At 58.2% G+C, this 19,206-nt stretch carries 13 protein-coding genes; 11 read left to right on the top strand and 2 right to left on the bottom strand.

What is annotated here, in order from left to right; genetic code table 11:
- Positions 1 to 5 precede the first annotated feature (5 nt).
- Entirely contained in the window at positions 6 to 3,293 is a 3,288-nt protein-coding gene (locus tag ASE07_RS15315) for a PAS domain S-box protein (protein ID WP_057291693.1), read from the bottom strand.
- Between the two features lie 80 nt (positions 3,294 to 3,373).
- A complete protein-coding gene (locus ASE07_RS15310; protein ID WP_057291692.1) occupies positions 3,374 to 5,617 on the bottom strand; it encodes a two-component system response regulator in 2,244 nt (747 codons plus the stop codon).
- A 410-nt stretch (positions 5,618 to 6,027) separates the two neighbouring features.
- Between ASE07_RS15310 and aroC the strand changes: the two genes are divergently transcribed.
- The 11 genes from aroC to ASE07_RS15250 all read left to right on the top strand — a co-directional run bounded on the left by aroC (position 6,028) and on the right by ASE07_RS15250 (position 19,097).
- Positions 6,028 to 7,128, top strand: coding sequence for a chorismate synthase (gene aroC / locus ASE07_RS15300; protein ID WP_057291690.1), 1,101 nt, complete (start codon positions 6,028 to 6,030; stop codon positions 7,126 to 7,128).
- 88 nt (positions 7,129 to 7,216) lie between these two features.
- Positions 7,217 to 8,386: an MFS transporter gene (locus ASE07_RS15295; protein ID WP_057291689.1), complete on the top strand. Its 1,170-nt coding sequence runs from the start codon at positions 7,217 to 7,219 to the stop codon at positions 8,384 to 8,386.
- A 29-nt stretch (positions 8,387 to 8,415) separates the two neighbouring features.
- A complete protein-coding gene (locus ASE07_RS15290) occupies positions 8,416 to 9,231 on the top strand; it encodes a M48 family metallopeptidase (RefSeq protein WP_442946078.1) in 816 nt (271 codons plus the stop codon).
- A gap of 180 nt (positions 9,232 to 9,411) precedes the next feature.
- Positions 9,412 to 10,815, top strand: a complete 1,404-nt coding sequence (leuC, locus tag ASE07_RS15285) for a 3-isopropylmalate dehydratase large subunit (RefSeq protein ID WP_057291687.1) — start codon at positions 9,412 to 9,414, stop codon at positions 10,813 to 10,815.
- A gap of 138 nt (positions 10,816 to 10,953) precedes the next feature.
- Positions 10,954 to 11,094 (top strand): entericidin A/B family lipoprotein, encoded by a 141-nt coding sequence (locus tag ASE07_RS15280; protein WP_057291686.1) that lies wholly within the window; start codon positions 10,954 to 10,956, stop codon positions 11,092 to 11,094.
- Between the two features lie 69 nt (positions 11,095 to 11,163).
- Complete coding sequence (leuD, locus tag ASE07_RS15275) at positions 11,164 to 11,811, top strand: 3-isopropylmalate dehydratase small subunit (RefSeq protein ID WP_057291685.1); 648 nt, start codon at positions 11,164 to 11,166, stop codon at positions 11,809 to 11,811.
- A gap of 26 nt (positions 11,812 to 11,837) precedes the next feature.
- Positions 11,838 to 12,908: a 3-isopropylmalate dehydrogenase gene (leuB, locus tag ASE07_RS15270; protein WP_057291684.1), complete on the top strand. Its 1,071-nt coding sequence runs from the start codon at positions 11,838 to 11,840 to the stop codon at positions 12,906 to 12,908.
- Between the two features lie 43 nt (positions 12,909 to 12,951).
- Complete coding sequence (gene asd / locus ASE07_RS15265; RefSeq protein ID WP_200960947.1) at positions 12,952 to 14,091, top strand: aspartate-semialdehyde dehydrogenase; 1,140 nt, start codon at positions 12,952 to 12,954, stop codon at positions 14,089 to 14,091.
- Between the two features lie 271 nt (positions 14,092 to 14,362).
- Positions 14,363 to 17,443, top strand: a complete 3,081-nt coding sequence (locus ASE07_RS15260; RefSeq protein WP_200960942.1) for a FimV/HubP family polar landmark protein — start codon at positions 14,363 to 14,365, stop codon at positions 17,441 to 17,443.
- 64 nt (positions 17,444 to 17,507) lie between these two features.
- Positions 17,508 to 18,332, top strand: coding sequence for a tRNA pseudouridine(38-40) synthase TruA (gene truA / locus ASE07_RS15255; RefSeq protein WP_082584174.1), 825 nt, complete (start codon positions 17,508 to 17,510; stop codon positions 18,330 to 18,332).
- A 99-nt stretch (positions 18,333 to 18,431) separates the two neighbouring features.
- On the top strand, positions 18,432 to 19,097 hold the full coding sequence (locus ASE07_RS15250) for a phosphoribosylanthranilate isomerase (RefSeq protein ID WP_057291680.1): 666 nt from the start codon (positions 18,432 to 18,434) through the stop codon (positions 19,095 to 19,097).
- The last annotated feature ends 109 nt before the right edge of the window (positions 19,098 to 19,206 follow it).

The following is a 19,206-nucleotide window of genomic DNA, read 5'->3' as shown; positions in this document are numbered from 1 at the left end:
TCCGCTTATTGCGTGTTATCCAGGGCTGGAACCGTCGCCTGCTGGCGCATTGCGTCTTCCACGTTTTGCCGGTGTGGTGCCGCCAGCGGCAATGAAAGAATAAATGTACTGCCGACGCCGACTTCGCTTTGCACGCGTATCCGCCCACCCAACACCCCGGTCACGATGTTATGGGTGATATTGAGGCCGAGCCCGGATCCGCCCGCGCCCAGCTTGGTGGTGAAGAACGGATCGAAGATGCGGCCTAGATTGGCTGATGGAATACCCACGCCGTCATCATGCACTGTCAGCTCCATCCAGCCTTCGCCTGACAGATGGGCTGTAATCCGCACATTGCCGGTTTGGCGGCCTTCAAAACCGTGCAGCAGGGCATTATTGACGAGATTGGTAATCACTTGTCCCAGCGGTCCGGGATAGCTGTCCATCAGCAGCGAATCGGCAATGCTTTGCTGGACCGTGAACGCCGATTTCTTCAGCGTCGGCCACAGGGTCAGCATGATTTCGGACACAACTTCAGACACGGAGAATCGGCGGCGCTGTGAACTGGTCTGGTCGACGGCGACCTGTTTGAAGCTGGTGACCAGGTCGGCCGCGCGTTGCAGGTTACGCACCAGGATGTCGCCCGCCGTACCGGCGTCGGCAATATAGGATTCCAGCATGGAGCGCTTGAGACCGTGCTCACGGTAGCTGCCGTTCAAGCTACGGGTCTGGTCGGCGAGTGTGCTTGCCACCATCAGGCTGTTGCCGATCGGTGTATTGAGTTCATGCGCAACGCCGGCTACCAGAGAACCCAGGGCGGCAAGCTTTTCGCTGCGTACCAGTTCTTCCTGTGCCTTGTTCAGGGTTTCGAGCGTATCCGCCAGCTCCTGGTTGGCCTGCTGCAGTTCCTCCGTACGTTCAATGACACGCTGCTCAAGCGTCGCATTCAGTTCGCGTATTTCGTTTTCGATGCGGCGTTTATCGGTCACATCCGCGCATGCAATAATGCCGAAGCGTTCGCCGGCAAGCGTAAAGGTATGTCCGGAAAACTGGACCAGGACCTTACTGCCGTCACCACGATACATCCAGCTTTCGCGGTGGGTTTTGGTGGATCCTTTTTCCTTGAGTTCGGCAATCAGGCCACTGCGGTCGGCAGGATCGCAATACAGGTTCAACTCGACCGTATTGTGGCCGAGGACCTGATGGCGTGATCGCAGGAAGAGTTCTTCGAACGCACGATTGACGTCCTTGACAAGGTAGTTGCCGCGCACCTGCGTGACAAACATGGCAATTGGCGATGACTGGAAAATCGCGGAGAAGCGCCGCTCGCTATTGCGCAGTTCTTCTTCGGCACGCTTGCGTTCCATTTCCGCCGAGGCGCGTTCGCTGAACACCTGCAGTAGGGATTTCACCAGGTCGGGATTGCCGAGGGCTTCGGAATGCATCACGACGAGCACACCAATGGTATTGCCGGCAGCGTCGCGCAGCGGTGCGCCCGCATAGCTTTCCCAACGCTCGCGAACCAGAACCTCGTCATTCGGATAGACGCTCCGTACACCGGACGGCAGGACGTAGAGCTCGCCTTCCAGTGTGCGTTCGCAAGGTGTGCCGGCGCTGGCATAATCAAAACTTTCTACCGCAAATCCACGGATATGCGTCGCCATCGTGTGGATCCTGCCTTGCTCGTTCGGTACGCGCAGGCCGATGAACGCACAGTCGGTGCGCAAGGCCGACGCCAGATCGGCTACCAGCAGTTCAAAAAAGGATTCTCCGGCGATGTCGCGCGTTCCTTGTGCCAGGCGTAGCAGGGCGCGGTCTGCTTCGGCCTTGCGTTCTTCCAGCAGGCGCTGATCGGTGACGTCACGAATAACGGCCAGCACGTAGCGCTCGTTGCCGGTACTGAAAACCGTGGCATTGGTCACGGCACGGCGCAGTTCACCGAACTTGGTTCGCATCTCCCACTCAAAATTGCGCACCATGCGGCTCGAACCGATCTCTGCCATCAGCGCCTTGCGCTGATGCGGATGGACCCAGATACGCAAGTCACCGGCGGTCTTGCCCACCGATTCCTCGCGTGTATAGCCGCTCAATTCGGCGAAGCTCTGGTTGACGTCGATCAGGATGCCATCGCTCAGGCGGGCGATCGATACCGAGTCGGGGTTGCCCTGGAAAGCGCCTGCAAACTTGGCTTCCGATAGCATCAGCGCCTGTTCTGCGCGGCGTTTCTCGGTAATGTCCTCGGCAATAGACAGCAGGCGGTCAGCCTTGCCGTCTTCATGCGAGATATGCGCATGGTTCCACTGGCAGGTAATGATTTGTCCGTCCGATCGACGATTCAGGCTGATATTGCGGCTGTTGCCGCGGCCATCGGTGATGCGGCTGAACAGCGAGTCGACTGATTGACGTGTCGCGTCGGGAATAATGAAGGACGCATTACGGCCAACGGCATACTGGCGCGGATAGCCGAAGATGCGTTCGGCAGCGGCATTCCATTCAACGATCTTGAACTGGTTGTCCCATTCGATGATGGCAATCGGGCTTTGCTCAACCAGCGCGCGATAACGCTCCTCCCGTTCATGCAGTTCCTGTTCGACACGCTTGCGCTTGTCGATATCGCTTTCCAGTTCCTGGTTTTTTTGATCCAGTTCTTCGAACAGCTTGCGCAGGCTGATCCGGGTGTCTTCCATACGCCGGCTCAGCAGGCCGATTTCGTCCAGGCGTTGCCAGGTGAACGGTACATCGAGTTCGCGGTTGGCAAGCCGTTCCGCACCGATGCCGAGTTTTTGCAGCGGACGGACGAGGCGGCGGTCAAGCAAGATGAGAATCAGTGCGATCGATAATATCGCCTGTGCCAGCACGGCTGTCATGGATTCCAGCAGGCCCTGGACCATGATGCTGCGCAAGCGCGTACTGCCGACTTCAATCTTGACCGAACCGATTGTACTGCCGCGATAGACGACCGGCTTTTCCGTCAACGTCGTGAAACCGGCCCGGCGCTCCGCTTGCTCGCCGGAGACGAACACACCCAGGGCATTGTCACGCACCTCGATGCGAACGATGTCTTCGTTACGCGCCATCATGGCGTCCATCAAGGCCTTGCCGCTTTCCTGGTTGATGTTCCAGAGCGGTTCCTGCATACCATTGGACAAGATGTCGGCGTTCTGCTGCAGAAGGTATTCGGTCTGCTTCCTGATGCCGTCAGTATATTGCCTGAACCAGGAATAGCCGCTAATCAGCAGGGCAGGGACCAGCAGACCAAGCACCACGGTCAGCACGATCGCACGCCGGAGGGTCAAAGTGCGTCCGCTCATCATTCTCGATATCCAGTGAAGAAATGGTTTGTCGGGCAGGCGCTCCCCTGCCGTGTTGCGCGCCGGCCTGCTCCGGTTGAAATTCAGCGGGCGCCGTTGTCCTTCAGCCAGCTGGTCAACTGGTCCACCGTCATCGGGCGCGCAAACAGGTAACCTTGTGCGAGCGGGCAGCCCAGGGCTTCCAGGATGCTGGCCTGGCGCTCATCTTCGACACCTTCGGCGACTACCGACATGCCGAGATTGCGGCCCAGCTGAATGACCATTTCGGCGATGCTGCTGCCGCGCGATGCGCTTGTGATCTCTGTGACGAAACCGCGATCGATCTTGAGACGATCGGCTTGCAGCCGCTGCAAATAGCTCAATGAGGAAAAGCCGGTGCCGAAATCGTCGATGGCGATGCTGACACCGGTCTGCTTGATCTGGCTCAGCAGTTCGATCAATACATCGGGCTCTTCCATTGCAATGGATTCGGTGATTTCCAGCTCGACGCGCGAGGCCGGCGCGCCGGTTTCTTTCAGTACCTGTCGCAGCATATTAAGAAATAGCGGATGACGGAACTGGACCTGCGATACGTTGACCGACATCGTGAACTCGCTGAAACCGAGGCTCTGCAGGCGAACCAGTTCCAGGCAAGCCTGGCGCAAAACCTGCTCACCGATCTCGATGATCATGCCGGAGAATTCCGCAATCGGGATAAAGCGGTCGGGCGGCACGAAGCTGCCATCCCGGGTTTTCCAGCGCAAAAGCGCTTCAGCACCGACCGGACGGCGGGTGGCAAGGTCGATTTGCGGCTGGTAGACGACAAACAATTCCTTGTCGTCAAAAGCGGTCCGCAGCGCATGCATCATGCGAACACGTTCGCGGATATCGACGCCCATGCTGCGGGTAAAAAACAGATGGCCTGCGCGTTGCATCAGTTTGGCGCGTTTCAGCGCGATATCGGCATCTTTCAGCGCATCGGCACCGATGCCTTCATATTCCGACAAACGGACCAGGCCGGCAGTGGCCGACAGCTGTATTTCCTGGCTGTCGATATTGAACGGGCTGGCGAACAGGTCGAGCAGGACACCGGGATTGACGAGCGCCGCTTCGCCAAGCACGCCGAAGGTGTCGCCACCGACACGGCTGACCACCAGCTGGCTGCCAAGTTGCGCCTGCAGGCGGGCGGCGACACCCAGCAACAGGAGGTCGCCAAACTGATGTCCAAGGGCGTCGTTGGTTTCAGAGAAATGGTCGATGTCCACCAGCGCCAGGGTCGTGTCGCGGCGGGATGCCGTGTTCAGCGCATCATCGATCAACTCACGCAGCCGGGTGCGGTTCGGCAGCTTGGTCAGCGGGTCATAGAACGCCTGGTTTTCCAGTCGCGTCACCAGGAGGACATTATCCAGCCCAACCGCGATGTTGCGGCAAAAGACCTCGAGCAGGCGCTGATCGATCTCATTGAGCGGCGATCGTACATCCAGCATCGCGGCGAAATCCCGATTGGCGCTGCTGCCAAGGTACAGCGCAATGCTATCGGTGCCGTAAATATTGCGACGTTGGCCAAGCGCGCGTTTCAGCACATCGGCAACCCGCGCATCGCGTATCGATCCTGTCGCGCCTTTTGTCAGGCTGGAATAGGTTCCGGCCGCCGCGATGATGAACAATTCGCGGTTCAGATCGGCGCCATGCTCCTGCACGCAGACTACGCCATTGGTTTCCTGATTCAGAAGCTTCGCGGCCTGGGCGAGCACACCGGAGGTGAAGTCATCGAGCCCATGGAGCGCCATCAGTTCTGTGCTGGCCCGAACGATGCAGTCCAGCCCGCGCCGGCTCGCATTGATGGCGCAAATCTGTTCGTACGAGCGAATCGCCGCCGTCACGGTGGTGTACAGCTTGATACGGGTGAGTTCGGATTTGGTCTTGTAGTCGTTGATGTCGAAATCGCGGATTGCATCGATTTCCGGTGCATAACCGGGCTGGCCGGTGCGCAAAATAATGCGGACTTCACACAGCTTGAGCACTTCGCGAATGTGACGTACCAATTGCAGCCCGGCGTCTTCCTGCTCCATCACGACATCCAGCAGGATGACGGCAATGTCAGTTTCCGTCGCCAACAGTTCCCGCGCTTCACCAGCAGAATAGGCATGCACAAATTCCAGCGGACGCTGCTGAATGTCCAGATTGCTGAGCGCAAAGGTTGTCGCCGAATGCACGTCGGCATCGTCGTCAACGATCATTACGCGCCATACATCCTTGGTGTGTCGCGCACCGATGCCAGAGGGCGTTACTGGACTTTCATCCAGAAAGACGAGATCGTCGTCCGATGACGTGCTCGCTTTGCTCATTGTCCTCTCCGGATTCCAGATATTCTTGCCTGGAAACAATATATCGATAATTCCATGGACAAAGATGATTGTTCAAAAGGCACGACAAACGGCACGATGGTCTGCCTTGTCGACGACGGCGCTGCTTTCGTTTCTGATTAAAATGAACTTGCTGTTATTCAACTTCTCATGGATGTTGCACCAGATTTCCGTCGTGTGCAATCAGCAGATGCCACAAGCCACAGGGCAAGCCGAAGAAAAAGGCCTGAATGTCGCAATTTCACGGCGATGCCATGGCAAGGTGATGCCAAAGCGCCAATGAAAGCGATATGACGCGGCTTGCGAAGTTTTGCTGAGCGATGCCGTTTTTCAACGAACGCTTGCGTCGATAAGCTAGAATCTATGCTTTCCAGATTACTTGGCTACTTATCATGTCCGGCAATACTTTTGGCACGCTCTTCACTGTCACCACGTTTGGCGAGTCGCATGGCCCCGCCATCGGCTGCGTGGTGGATGGCTGCCCGCCCGGCATGGAGCTTTCCGAGGCCGACATCCAGCCGGAGCTCGATCGTCGCAAGCCAGGCACTTCCCGTCACGTGACGCAGCGCCAGGAACCCGATACCGTCGAAATCCTGTCCGGTGTCTATGAAGGTAAAACGACCGGTACGCCGATCGCTCTGCTGATCCGCAACCAGGACCAGCGCAGCAAGGACTACGGCAACATTCTCGATACTTTTCGTCCCGGCCATGCCGACTACACCTACTGGCACAAGTACGGTATCCGCGATCCGCGCGGCGGTGGCCGCTCGTCGGCAAGACTGACCGCACCAGTGGTCGGCGCCGCCGCGATTGCGCGCAAGTGGCTGAAGCAGCAGTACGGAACGGTGTTCAAAGGCTGCATGAGCCAGCTTGGGGATATTGCGATTCCTTTCGAATCCTGGGACCACGTGCCGGATAATCCGTTTTTCGCTGCCAACGCCACGGTGATTCCGCAGCTGGAAGACTATATGGACCAGTTGCGCAAGGATGGCGACTCCTGCGGCGCGCGCATCGACGTCGTGGCCCAGAACGTGCCGATAGGTCTCGGCGAACCGATCTATGACAAGCTGGACGCCGACATTGCCTTCGCGCTGATGGGCATCAACGCGGTCAAGGGCGTGGAGATCGGCGCCGGCTTCCGCTCAGTTTCGCAAAAAGGCACGGAACATGGCGACGAACTGACACCCGGCGGCTTTGCCTCCAATAACGCGGGCGGCGTGCTGGGCGGCATCTCGACCGGCCAGGACATCACCGCATCGATCGCCATCAAGCCAACGTCCAGCATCCGCACGCCGCGCCATTCGATCGACAAGGCCGGCAACCCGATCAACGTGGAAACTTTCGGTCGTCACGATCCCTGTGTCGGTATTCGCGCCACGCCGATCGCCGAGGCGATGCTTGCCCTGGTGCTGATGGACCACGCGTTGCGGCATCGCGCCCAATGCGGCGATGTCCGCGTCGGAACGCCTCCGATTGCGGCAAGGATAGGGTAAGAATCGCCGGTCATCGTCCCGGCACAGCCCGGCGGGAACCCTGTTTCCGCTTTCCGTTTTCCTTTGCCTACCGTCTGAACAACCCTACGTGCAGCCTACTTCCTGGCCAAAGCAGTCGATCAGCTTTGCTCTGTTCTTTTTTGCCTATTACGGCTACATCGGCGTGTTCTCGCCCTATGCCAGTCTCTACTTTTCTGAAAAAGGCCTGAGCGCCGCGCAGATCGGCATCCTCATGTCGCTGATGCAGGTCATGCGCATCTTCGGGCCCAATCTCTGGGGATGGGTCGCCGATCGCCACCAGCAGCGCGTCACGGTGCTGCGCATCACCGCCGTGGCCTCCGCGACTGCATTCGTTGGCATGTTTTTCGGCCAGACCTTCGTGCAGTTGTTCATCGTCATGGTCCTCGTGAATTTTTTCACCAGCGCGCAGAGTCCCTTGTCGGAAGCGCTGATGCTGTCCGAGATGCGTGGCGACCTGACGCACTATGGCCGGCTGCGGTTGTGGGGTTCGGTAGGTTTTATCCTGAGCGTCACGATCGCCGGACCGTTTCTGGACTGGTGGGGCATCGGGCTGCTGCCCTGGATCGCGCTGGCCTTGCTGCTCATGGTGCTGGGAGCCAGCCTTCGCATGCAGGAAAGCGCGCACGGCGATCATCGTGCGCAGGCGTCCTCGGTGCTGGCTTTATTGCGCAAGCGGGAGGTGCTGGCGTTCTTCACGTCGACTTTCCTGATGATTGCCGCGCACGCTTCGCTGTATGTCTTCTATTCCCTGTACCTGGCGCAAATCGGCTACAGCAATACAGTGATAGGCTTGATGTGGTCGCTCGGTGTTGTCGTGGAAATCGTTTTCTTTTTCTACCAGACGCCGCTGTTTCGCCGCTTTGGTGTCCGCAAGCTCATGATTGCCAGCCTTTTGCTTGCGGTCGTGCGCTTTCTGCTGATTGGTTTCGGTGCGGAATCGCTGATCCTGCTTCTTGTCGCGCAAGTGCTGAATGCGGCGACGTTCGGCGTGCATCATTCAGCTTCGGTGGTCACCATGCAGCGCTGGTTCGCCGGGCCTTTGCAAGCCAGCGGCCAAGCTTTTTATACAAGTATTTCCTATGGCTTGGGCGGCACGCTTGGTGGACTGATACTGAGTGGGTTCTGGGATAGATTCGGCTCACACGCAGTCTATTTGGTAGCAGCAATATTTTCTCTGGGCGGCGCGGTTGCCGCGATGTTGTCGTACCGCTGGCAAAACATTGAGGAGAGACAATGAAATCTGTCGTTCGTTTTAAACCATCAGTGATGACGGGCGTGAAGAGTGCCCTGCTTGGCGTTAGCATGCTGACGCTGGTCGCCTGTGAAACCGTCCAGACTACACAAAGCGGTGTGGTTGGCGTCAACCGTCAACAAAGAATGGCCGTGGCGCCTGAAGCTATTGAGCAGGCAGCGCGTGAAGAATACAGCAAGCTGATCGCGCAAGAAGGGCAAAAGGGCACCTTGAACCGCAATTCTGCTCAGGTGGCCCGTGTCCGCGCCGTTGCCGGCAGGATCATCCCACAGGTCGTCGCCTTCCGCCCCGACGCACGCGCATGGTCTTGGGAAGTCAACGTACTGACTTCACCCGAAGTGAACGCATGGTGCATGCCTGGTGGAAAGATGGCTGTCTATACGGGACTGATGGAAAAGCTGCAAATTACCGACGATGAGCTTGCCGCCGTCATGGGGCATGAAATTGCCCATGCCCTGCGCGAGCACGCGCGGGAGCGCGCATCCGAACAAATGATTGCCGGCGGCGTCATTTCCGTTGGAAGCGCATTGCTGGGACTGGGCGAGATCGGACAGCAGGGCGCTCAATATGCCTACATGGGCCTGGTTGGCCTGCCCAACTCCCGTGCGCACGAAACTGAAGCCGATCGTGTAGGCATTGAACTGGCCGCTCGTGCCGGCTACGACCCGCGTGCCGCGATAACGCTCTGGCAAAAGATGGGTCAGGTTGGTGGCAGTTCGCCTCCAAAATTTCTGTCAACCCATCCCTCCCAGTCCGATCGCCTCAGCGACCTCACCGCTTACTCACAGCGGGTCATGCCGCTGTACGAACAGGCAAGAAAGACGCGCTGACCGGAGGATTGCCACATTATTAACAGAATTGGCAATAAAAGATGCAATGAACGCCCGCGGCTTCTTCCACGGGCGTTTTTCATTGTGCGGAGCGCGGCGTGACGCGGGTTTGCACTGCACAACTATGGCATAATCGAAGACTATTTTCTCCGTTTTGCGCTGCTTCGCACGCTTTTCAACATGGCCCAAACGCTCTACGACAAACTCTGGGAATCGCACGTCGTCCATACGGAAGAGGACGGTACTGCCATCCTTTACATCGACCGCCACCTGCTGCATGAAGTCACCAGTCCACAGGCTTTCGAAGGCCTCAAGCTGGCCAACCGACAGCCGTGGCGCGTCTCGGCCAACTTGGTCGTGGCCGACCACAATGTGCCGACCACCGACCGTGCCAACGGCATTGCCGATCCGATTTCGCGCCTGCAGGTCGAAACCCTGGATGCCAACGCAAAGGAATATGGGCTGACTTATTTCGGCATGCAGGACAAACGCCAGGGTATTGTCCACGTCATCGGCCCTGAGCAGGGCGCGACCTTGCCGGGCATGACCGTGGTGTGCGGCGATTCGCATACTTCCACGCACGGCGCGTTTGGCTGCCTCGCGCATGGCATCGGCACGTCTGAAGTCGAACACGTGCTCGCCACCCAGACGCTGCTTGCCAAGAAGTCGAAGGCCATGCTCGTGCAAGTCGACGGCGCCTTGCCGTTCGGCGTCACTGCCAAGGACATTGTGCTGGCGGTGATCGGCAAGATCGGTACGGCCGGCGGCACCGGTTACGCGATCGAATTTGCCGGTTCGACCATCCGTTCGCTGTCGATGGAAGGCCGCATGACCATCTGCAACATGGCGATTGAAGCGGGCGCCCGCGCCGGTATGGTGGCGGTGGACGATACGACGATCAACTATGTCAAGGGACGTCCTTTCTCACCGGTTGGCCCACACTGGGACCGCGCGGTGGATGCATGGCGCAATCTGCATTCCGATCCAGGGGCGAAGTTCGACCTGGTGGTGACTCTGAACGCTGCCGAGATCAAGCCGCAAGTCACCTGGGGTACCTCCCCGGAGATGGTGGTATCGATTGACGACCGCGTGCCGGACCCTGAAAAGGAAAAGGATGCCGTCAAGCGTGACGCCATGGAAAAGGCGCTGGTCTACATGAACCTGAAGCCGAATACCGCGATGTCGGATATCCGTATCGACAAGGTGTTCATCGGATCCTGCACCAACTCGCGCATTGAAGACTTGCGCGCAGCGGCAGCGGTCGTGCGAGGCAAGCAACGTGCTTCCAACGTCAAGCTGGCGATGGTGGTCCCAGGATCCGGACTGGTGAAAGACCAGGCCGAGCGCGAAGGTCTCGACAAGATTTTCCGTGACGCGGGCTTTGAATGGCGTGAACCGGGCTGCTCGATGTGTCTGGCGATGAATGCTGATCGCCTGGAGCCGGGGGAGCGTTGTGCATCGACCTCGAACCGCAACTTCGAAGGCCGTCAGGGACAGGGGGGACGTACTCACCTGGTATCGCCTGCCATGGCAGCAGCGGCGGGTATCGCCGGACATTTTGTCGATGTACGCGCGCTGCGCTGAACGGGAGTGAGCGACAGACCGAATGCTTCACAGCAGTAATCCGGCAGCTGCGTTTTGTGATCGGGTCGATGTTAAAAGTACCCATGCACCGCGTCTGCCGTACAGTTTGTTGAGTGATCAGGCTTACAGGGAGGCCCTATGAAAAATACAAAAAAACAAGTCGCACTTGTCGCTGCGGTGTTGTCGACATTGGTCCTGATGGGATGCAACACCGTTCAGGGCGTTGGCAAGGATGTCAGGAAAGTGGGCGAAGTGGTGGAAAGCGCAGCGAAGAAATAAGCGCGTCGAGCAAACGAAAGTCGGGCCGTTGCCATGCTGGCAGTAGCCCGCAGATCAGAGTCAGAGATCATGGATAAATTTACCGTACACGATGGATTGGTTGCGCCGCTGGACCGTGCCAATGTCGACACCGATGCCATCATTCCCAAGCAGTTCCTGAAATCGATCAAGCGTAGCGGCTTCGGCCCCAACCTGTTTGACGAATGGCGTTACCTGGACCATGGCGAGCCAGGCATGGACAACAGCAAGCGTCCGGTCAACCCGGATTTCGTGCTGAATCAGCCACGCTATCAGGGCGCTTCCATCCTGTTGACGCGCAAGAATTTCGGTTGCGGTTCCTCGCGCGAGCATGCACCGTGGGCCCTGCAGCAATATGGTTTTCGTGCAGTGATCGCGCCAAGCTTTGCGGACATTTTCTTCAATAACTGCTTCAAGAACGGTGTGCTGCCGATCGTGCTGAGCGAAGTCCAGGTGGATCAGCTTTTCAACGAAGTCAAAGCTTTCCCCGGCTTCCGCCTGGTGGTGGATCTGGAGAATCAGGTAGTACGTACCGCCAATGGCAGTGCAAGCTATCCGTTTGAAGTGGACGGCTTCCGCAAGTACTGCCTGCTGAACGGCCTCGATGACATCGGCCTCACGCTGCGCCAGGCGGACAAGATTCGTGCTTTTGAAGAACGTCACGTCGCGGCGAATCCCTGGCTTGCGAACACCATCTGAATCCAGGCAATTAACCAAGAACACAAATGAAAATTGCAATTTTGCCGGGTGACGGCATTGGCCCCGAGATCATTGACCAGGCGGTCCGCGTCCTGAACGCGCTCGATGAAAAATTTGAAATGGAAACCGCGCCGGTTGGCGGTGCGGGTTACGAAGCGCACGGCCATCCGCTGCCCGAAGGCACGCTGAAGCTGGCGCAGCAGGCGGATGCCGTGCTGTTCGGTGCCGTCGGCGACTGGAAATACGATACGCTCGATCGCCCATTGCGTCCCGAGCAGGCGATCCTTGGCCTGCGCAAGAACCTGAACCTGTTTGCCAATCTGCGTCCGGCGATCCTTTATCCGGAACTGGCTGGCGCATCGACACTCAAACCCGAGGTCGTATCCGGGCTCGACATCCTTATCATTCGCGAACTGACAGGCGACATCTATTTTGGTCAGCCGCGCGGCGTGCGTACCGCACCGGACGGTGCGTTCAAGGGCGAGCGTGAAGGTTTTGACACCATGCGCTATGCCGAATCCGAAATCCGGCGTATCGCCCATGTCGCTTTCCAGGCAGCGCGCAAGCGCGATAAGCGCTTGACCAGCGTTGACAAGGCCAACGTGCTGGAGACCTTCCAGTTCTGGAAAGACATCGTGACCGATGTGCACAAGGAATACCAGGACGTCGCGCTGGATCACATGTATGTGGACAATGCGGCAATGCAACTGGTCCGCGCGCCGAAAAAGTTTGACGTGATCGTCACCGGCAACATGTTCGGCGATATCCTGTCCGATGCAGCAGCCATGCTGACCGGTTCGATCGGCATGCTGCCGTCGGCCTCGCTGGATGCCAACAACAAGGGTCTGTACGAACCATCGCATGGTTCGGCACCCGACATCGCCGGCAAGGGCGTCGCCAATCCACTGGCAACCATCCTGTCCGCGGCGATGATGCTGCGCTTCTCGCTGAACAAGGCTGAGCAGGCGGACCGCATTGAAAACGCGGTCAAGAAGGTATTGGCGCAGGGCTTGCGTACGCCGGACATCTACGAGGATGGCACGACCAAGGTCGGTACCCGCGAGATGGGCGATGCAGTGGTGAAGGCCCTGGGGTAGTAAGTAATGCGGTATTTTTATTGATGGGCACTTGAGGGAGAAAATTGTGAAGTTAGTAGGCCTGGTGGGTTGGCGTGGTATGGTGGGCTCGGTCCTGATGCAGCGCATGCAGGAAGAGGGCGATTTCGCTCATATCGAGCCGGTATTCTTTTCGACATCCAATGCAGGCGGCAAAGCCCCGGCAACGGCGAAAAATGAAACCACACTCAAAGACGCAAACAATATTGATGAGCTGAAAAAATGCGACATCATTATTACCTGCCAGGGCGGTGACTACACGACCGAGATTTTCCCGCAGCTGCGTAGCGCCGGATGGAACGGTTACTGGATCGACGCGGCATCCACGCTGCGCATGAAAGACGACTCCATCATCATCCTGGACCCGGTCAACCTCGACGTCATCAAGGATGCGCTCCAGCGTGGCGTGAAAAACTACATCGGCGGCAACTGCACCGTCTCGTGCATGCTGATGGGCCTGGGCGGACTGTTCGACAAGGATCTGGTCGAGTGGATGACATCCATGACTTACCAGGCGGCTTCCGGTGGCGGCGCGCAGCACATGCGCGAATTGCTGACCCAGTTCGGCTCCATCAATGCCGAAGTCAAATCGCTGCTCGACGATCCGGCTTCGGCCATCCTCGAAATCGACCGCAAGGTACTGGCAAAGCAGCACTCGATGTCCGCTGACGAGACCAAGCAATTCGGCGTTCCCCTCGGCGGCAACCTGATTCCCTGGATCGACAAGGATCTCGGTAATGGCGTATCGCGCGAAGAGTGGAAGGGCGGCGCCGAGACCAACAAGATCCTCGGGCGCGGCGAGGGCTTCGGCGCTTCTGCCAAGGCAGCGATTCCGGTCGACGGCCTGTGCGTGCGCATCGGCGCCATGCGTTGCCATTCGCAGGCATTGACCATCAAGCTGAAGAAAGACGTACCGCTCGATGAAATCGAAGGCATCCTCGCCGACAGCAATCAGTGGGCAAAGGTTGTTCCGAACAACCGTGAAGCCTCGATGAAGGACCTGACCCCTGCAGCCGTGACCGGCAGCCTGACCATCCCGGTTGGCCGCCTGCGCAAGATGCAGATGGGTGGTGAGTACCTGTCCGCGTTCACGGTCGGCGACCAGCTGTTGTGGGGTGCGGCTGAGCCGCTGCGCCGCATGCTCCGCATCGTCCTCGATAACTAAGCGACTGCTGCTCTGAAAATGCTGGGGCCTGTTGAAGCTGGCGACGCAAGCCGGATTCGACAGGCCCCAGTTGCGTTGCCATTCAACAACAGCACGCCATGCCAGAGTGTATATAGCAGCATGGTATTTCCATCCTAGTTAGCAACTTAGTTACACTTGCGTGCCTAAGTCCATGATGATATGGTGAAAGTTCCCCCGAACAATGTTAAATTGGCGCGGTGATAGTACCCCTACCAGATACGCAAACGGATTGCCCCCTATGCCATCAAACATGCATTCAAATAAACGCTCGACAGCGGGCTTGTTTACTTTGAAAACGCTCAGCGCCGCTGTTGCGACTGCGCTTCTGTTTTCAAATGCGCACGCTGCCGGCCTGGGCAAACTGACGGTTCTTTCGTCACTCGGGCAACCCTTACGTGCAGAGATTGAGCTGACTTCCGTCGCGCGCAATGAAGCAGGTGCGCTCACTGCCAAGCTGGCGTCCGCCGACACCTTCCGTCAAGCCAGTATTGATTACAGTCCGGCACTGACTACCTTGCGTTTCGCGATCGAACAGCGGGGTGAGCGTCAAGTCATTCGCGTGACGTCGGCGCAGCCATTGAATGAACCGTTCGTCGACATGCTGCTCGAGCTGTCCGGCCCGAACGGGCGTCTGGTTCGCGAGTACACTTTCCTGCTCGACCCTGCCGACCTGCGCAGCACGCAAGCAGCACAAGTTGCGCCAACACCGGTTGCCATTCCAGATACAACCGTCTCGCGCGCACCACAAAGCGCGCGGCCGTCACAGTCTGTTACACAATCGGAAGCGGCGCCGCGTCGCTCTCCATCAATAGAGTCCGCACCACGCGCGGCGCGTCCGGAAACACCGCGTCCGGTTGAGACCACGCGGGAAGCCGCAACCGATTACAAAGTGCGCAACGGCGATACGCTTGCCCAGATTGCGGGACAGGTCAAACAGGGTGGCGTATCTCTGGACCAGATGCTGGTAGCACTGTACCAGGCGAATCCCGATGCATTCTCCGGTCAGAACATGAACCGCCTGAAAGCGGGCCAGATCCTTTCCGTACCCAGCGCTGAAACGGCGCGCGGCATCAGCAATACGGAAGCGCGCAACATCGTCGTTGCCCAGGCCGCCGATTTTCAGAATTATCGCAGCAAACTTGCCGGCCAGGTCGCGGCATCCGCAGCGCAGAAATCCACTGAAAGTCGCCAGAGCGCTGGCGGAAAAATCACGGCGAAGGTGGAAGAACAATCTACGCCTGCTTCAGAATCCAGGGATAAACTCAAGTTGTCCAACGCGCTTCCTGCTGCTGGCGCCAACGCCGACAAGGCCGCCGGGACAGCCTCGGCAGAAGACCGCATTGCAAAGGAAAAGGCGCTTGCCGAAGCCAATACCCGCGTCAGGGAACTGGAAAAGAACGTCACTGATCTGCAAAAGCTGTTGGAAGTAAAGAACCAAAGCCTGGCCGAACAGCAGAAGCAGGCTGACGCGTCCAAGGCGGACGCTCAGGCTCCAACGCCAGCGCCTGCCACCGCGACAACGGCACCAGCACCATCACCGACCGCGCAGACCGCAAATCCTGCAGCAACGTCACCGGCAGTATCTGCACCAGCCGCTTCTGCCGAAACAGCAGCCTCTGCTCCATCCGTACCGGAAAAAACAGCAGAAGCACAAGCTGAAAAACCGGCTGCTCCAGCGGTCGCGAAACCGAAGCCGGTCGTACCGCCACCACCGCCGGAGCCGAGCTTCTTTGAGTCGCTCACTGAAAATCCAATGGTCCTGCCCGGTGTGGGCGCTTTGCTGGTTGCACTTGGTGCGCTTGGTATCTACCGTGCCCGCCGCCAGAAGCAGAACAAGCAGTTTGAAGACAGCATCATTACCGATTCCAGCCTGAAAGCGAATTCGCTGTTCGGCTCGACCGGTGGTCAGAGCGTCGATACAAACAACAGCGTGTTCAACTCCAGCTTCTCGCCGTCGGCTAGCCAGCTGGATACCAATGAGGTTGATCCGGTGGCCGAAGCGGATGTCTACATCGCGTATGGCCGCGATGCTCAGGCCGAGGAAATCCTGAAAGAAGCCCTGCGCACACAGCCCGAGCGCCATGCTGTCCGCGTGAAGCTGCTTGAAATCTATTCCAATCGCAAAGACCTGCGCGCCTTTGAAGTGCTGGCGACGGAGCTGTATGGCCTGACCAAGGGCGAAGGCGAAGAATGGGCGCAGGCCGTTGCGCTCGGTGTGGGCATCGATCCGAACAATCCGCTGTACGCCGGTGCAAAAAACGACAAGGCCAGCAAGGAAAATACGGCCGCAGGCGCAGCCGGTGGTCTGGTCGCACCAACACAGCCCCTGGAGGAGCAAGGTCTTGCAACCTTGCTGTCGGCTACCCAGTCGGACACCACGTCGCTCGACACCATCAGCTCGCTGGAAACCGACACCTCGTATTTCAGCAATAGCGCACTGACGTCCGAGGCACCGCTGGATATCGCGGCGGAAAAGACAGCCGTGACATCGAACGACCTGGACTTCGAGCCGATGTCTGAGCTGGAGTCCGAGCCGGAAATCAAACCTGAGGAACAGAAGTCGGAGGAGCCGATTGCCGCGAAGCCGTCGTCCAATGACCTCGACTTCGATCTCGACGGCATGAACATGCCCGACATGGTCGTGCCGAATACGATCCCGCGTCCGGCATCTGTCGAGCCGCCGGCAGCACTCGCATCGATCGATTTTGACTTCCTCGATACGCCGGCTGAGCCGAAAGCGGAAGCGGAAGCCAAGGCGGAGCAGATTGGCGATTTCAGTATCGACCTGCCATCCGAGGCGCCGTTGCAGCCGGAGGTTATCGATATTCCTGCAATCAAGGACTTCGACTTCACACTCAATACTGCGGAACCGGCACTTGAACTGAATGCCGAGCCGGTAGTTAGCGACAAGCCGTCGGCAACAGCGGATACCGGCGTCGGAAGCTTCGACCTGGAAATTCCTGAACTGGACGAGGTGCCGGCCGTACCGGAAGCGAAGGCGGACGCGAAGGCTGAAACGACGGAAAACGATCCACTCGACTTTGATCTGTCTGGAATCAGTCTTGAACTCAATCCGTCCGAGCAGGGCGGCAAGTCCAGCCTTGATTTCGATACATCGATCGAGTCGCTGGGCAGCCTTGATTCGCTGACCGGCGCTGATGAGGAATCCGGTTTCAGTAGCGCAGAAATGGCAACCAAGCTGGATCTCGCCATCGCCTACCAGGAAATCGGCGACAAGGAAGGTGCCCGCGAACTGCTGGACGAGGTACTGAAAGGCGGATCGCCCGAACAGAGCGAACGCGCGAAGTCGTTATTGCTTGAACTCGCCTGAGTAAGAAGGCGACCGAAAAACGGGCGCAGCATTTGCTGGCGCCCGTTTTGTTTTTTGGCTCATTGTGAATGAATCAGGATCTGGCGTGGAATTAAAACGGATTGTGCTTGGCGTCCAATACGACGGCGCACCCTGGCATGGCTGGCAGACCCAGCCATCCGGCGGCACCGTACAGGATACGCTGGAGGCGGCAATCAAGCGCTTCTCGCTGCGTGACATCAAGACTACCTGTGCCGGACGCACCGATACCGGCGTCCATGCGCTGGAGCAGGTAGTGCACTTCGATACCGACCTCACACGTGACACCTTTTCGTGGGTGCGGGGCGTCAATGCGTTTTTGCCGCCTTCTGTCGCAGTGCGCTGGGCAACCGAAGTGTCCGCCGAAGGACAGGACGCGTTTCACGCGCGCTTCAGCGCGACCGCCCGGACTTACTATTACGTGCTGTACAACCATCCGGTGCGCTCGCCTCTCCTGGCAGGCAAGGCCGGCTGGGTTTTTCGGCCACTGGAAATTGAACCCATGCGGGAAGCTGCACGCTACTTGATCGGCGAACACGACTTTTCTGCATTCCGCGCCGCGGAATGCCAGGCAAAATCGCCGGTCAAAACCATGCACGATATCCGTATCGAACGACGTGGCGACCTGATTGTCTTCACGCTTACCGCCAGCGCGTTCCTGCATCACATGGTGCGCAATATCGTCGGCTCCCTGATCGTCGTCGGCAATGGAAACCAGGCACCGCCGTGGCTGGGCCGCATCCTTGCGGATCGTGACCGCAGCCGTGCCGCACCGACCTTCATGCCTGATGGTTTGTATCTGGCAAAAATTGCCTACGATGAAAAATGGAAGCTGCCGCAGGAATCGACGGGAGCGATTCCGTGGCTTTAGAACGCGCCTGCAACCCGCCATCGTCAGGCGCATAATAGCTGTTTTGAGGCGATATCGACCTTCGTCCGGGCCTCTTCATTAGTCTATTTTCATCAGTTCATGACACAGCGCACACGTATAAAAATCTGTGGAATCACCCGGCCGGAAGATCTGCGCGCAGCTATTGCTTCGGGTGCCGACGCCATCGGCCTGGTCTTCTATGCCAAAAGTCCGCGCCATGTGACGGCCGAAGACGCCGCATCGCTGTTATCGGCTGTACCACCGTTTGTTACCTCGGTGGGATTGTTCGTGAATGCCAGCCCGGAAGAAGTCGCCGCAACGGTTCGGACAGCTCCCGTTTCCTTATTGCAATTTCATGGCGATGAATCGATGGAGCAGTGCTGTGCGGCCGCTGAAATCGTCAATCGTCCATTCCTGCGTGCCGTCCGTATGAAACCCGATATGACGGGCGCCGATTTGCTAGAATATGAACATAGTTACCGTGCTGCCAGCAAACTCTTTGCGGGTATCTTGCTCGACGCCTTTGTCGAAGGCTATGGCGGCGGTGGAAAGGTTTTCGATTGGTCTCTCATTCCAAAAGAGCTCGCGCCTCGGGTCGTTTTAAGTGGTGGCTTGAGCGTACAAAACGCCACTGAAGCAGTGCTTCAGGTCAGGCCGCATGCCGTCGATGTCAGCAGTGGCGTCGAGCAGGCGAAAGGCATCAAGGATCCCGCCAAAATTCGTGAATTCATTGATGCGGTACGCCGTGCCGATCGCGCCATCTGAAGGTCGATAGTCAAGGTTCACAGTCGACCAGATAAGCGACTGCAGAAATTGTGCGGGTAAAAATGCACTTCGTGCTGGCATCTAACGATTCCAGTCCAGCGATTGCCGA

The sequence above is a fragment of the Noviherbaspirillum sp. Root189 genome (genome assembly GCF_001428545.1).
Classification (GTDB): domain Bacteria; phylum Pseudomonadota; class Gammaproteobacteria; order Burkholderiales; family Burkholderiaceae_D; genus Noviherbaspirillum.
This window is presented reverse-complemented; position numbering and strand designations above follow the sequence as displayed.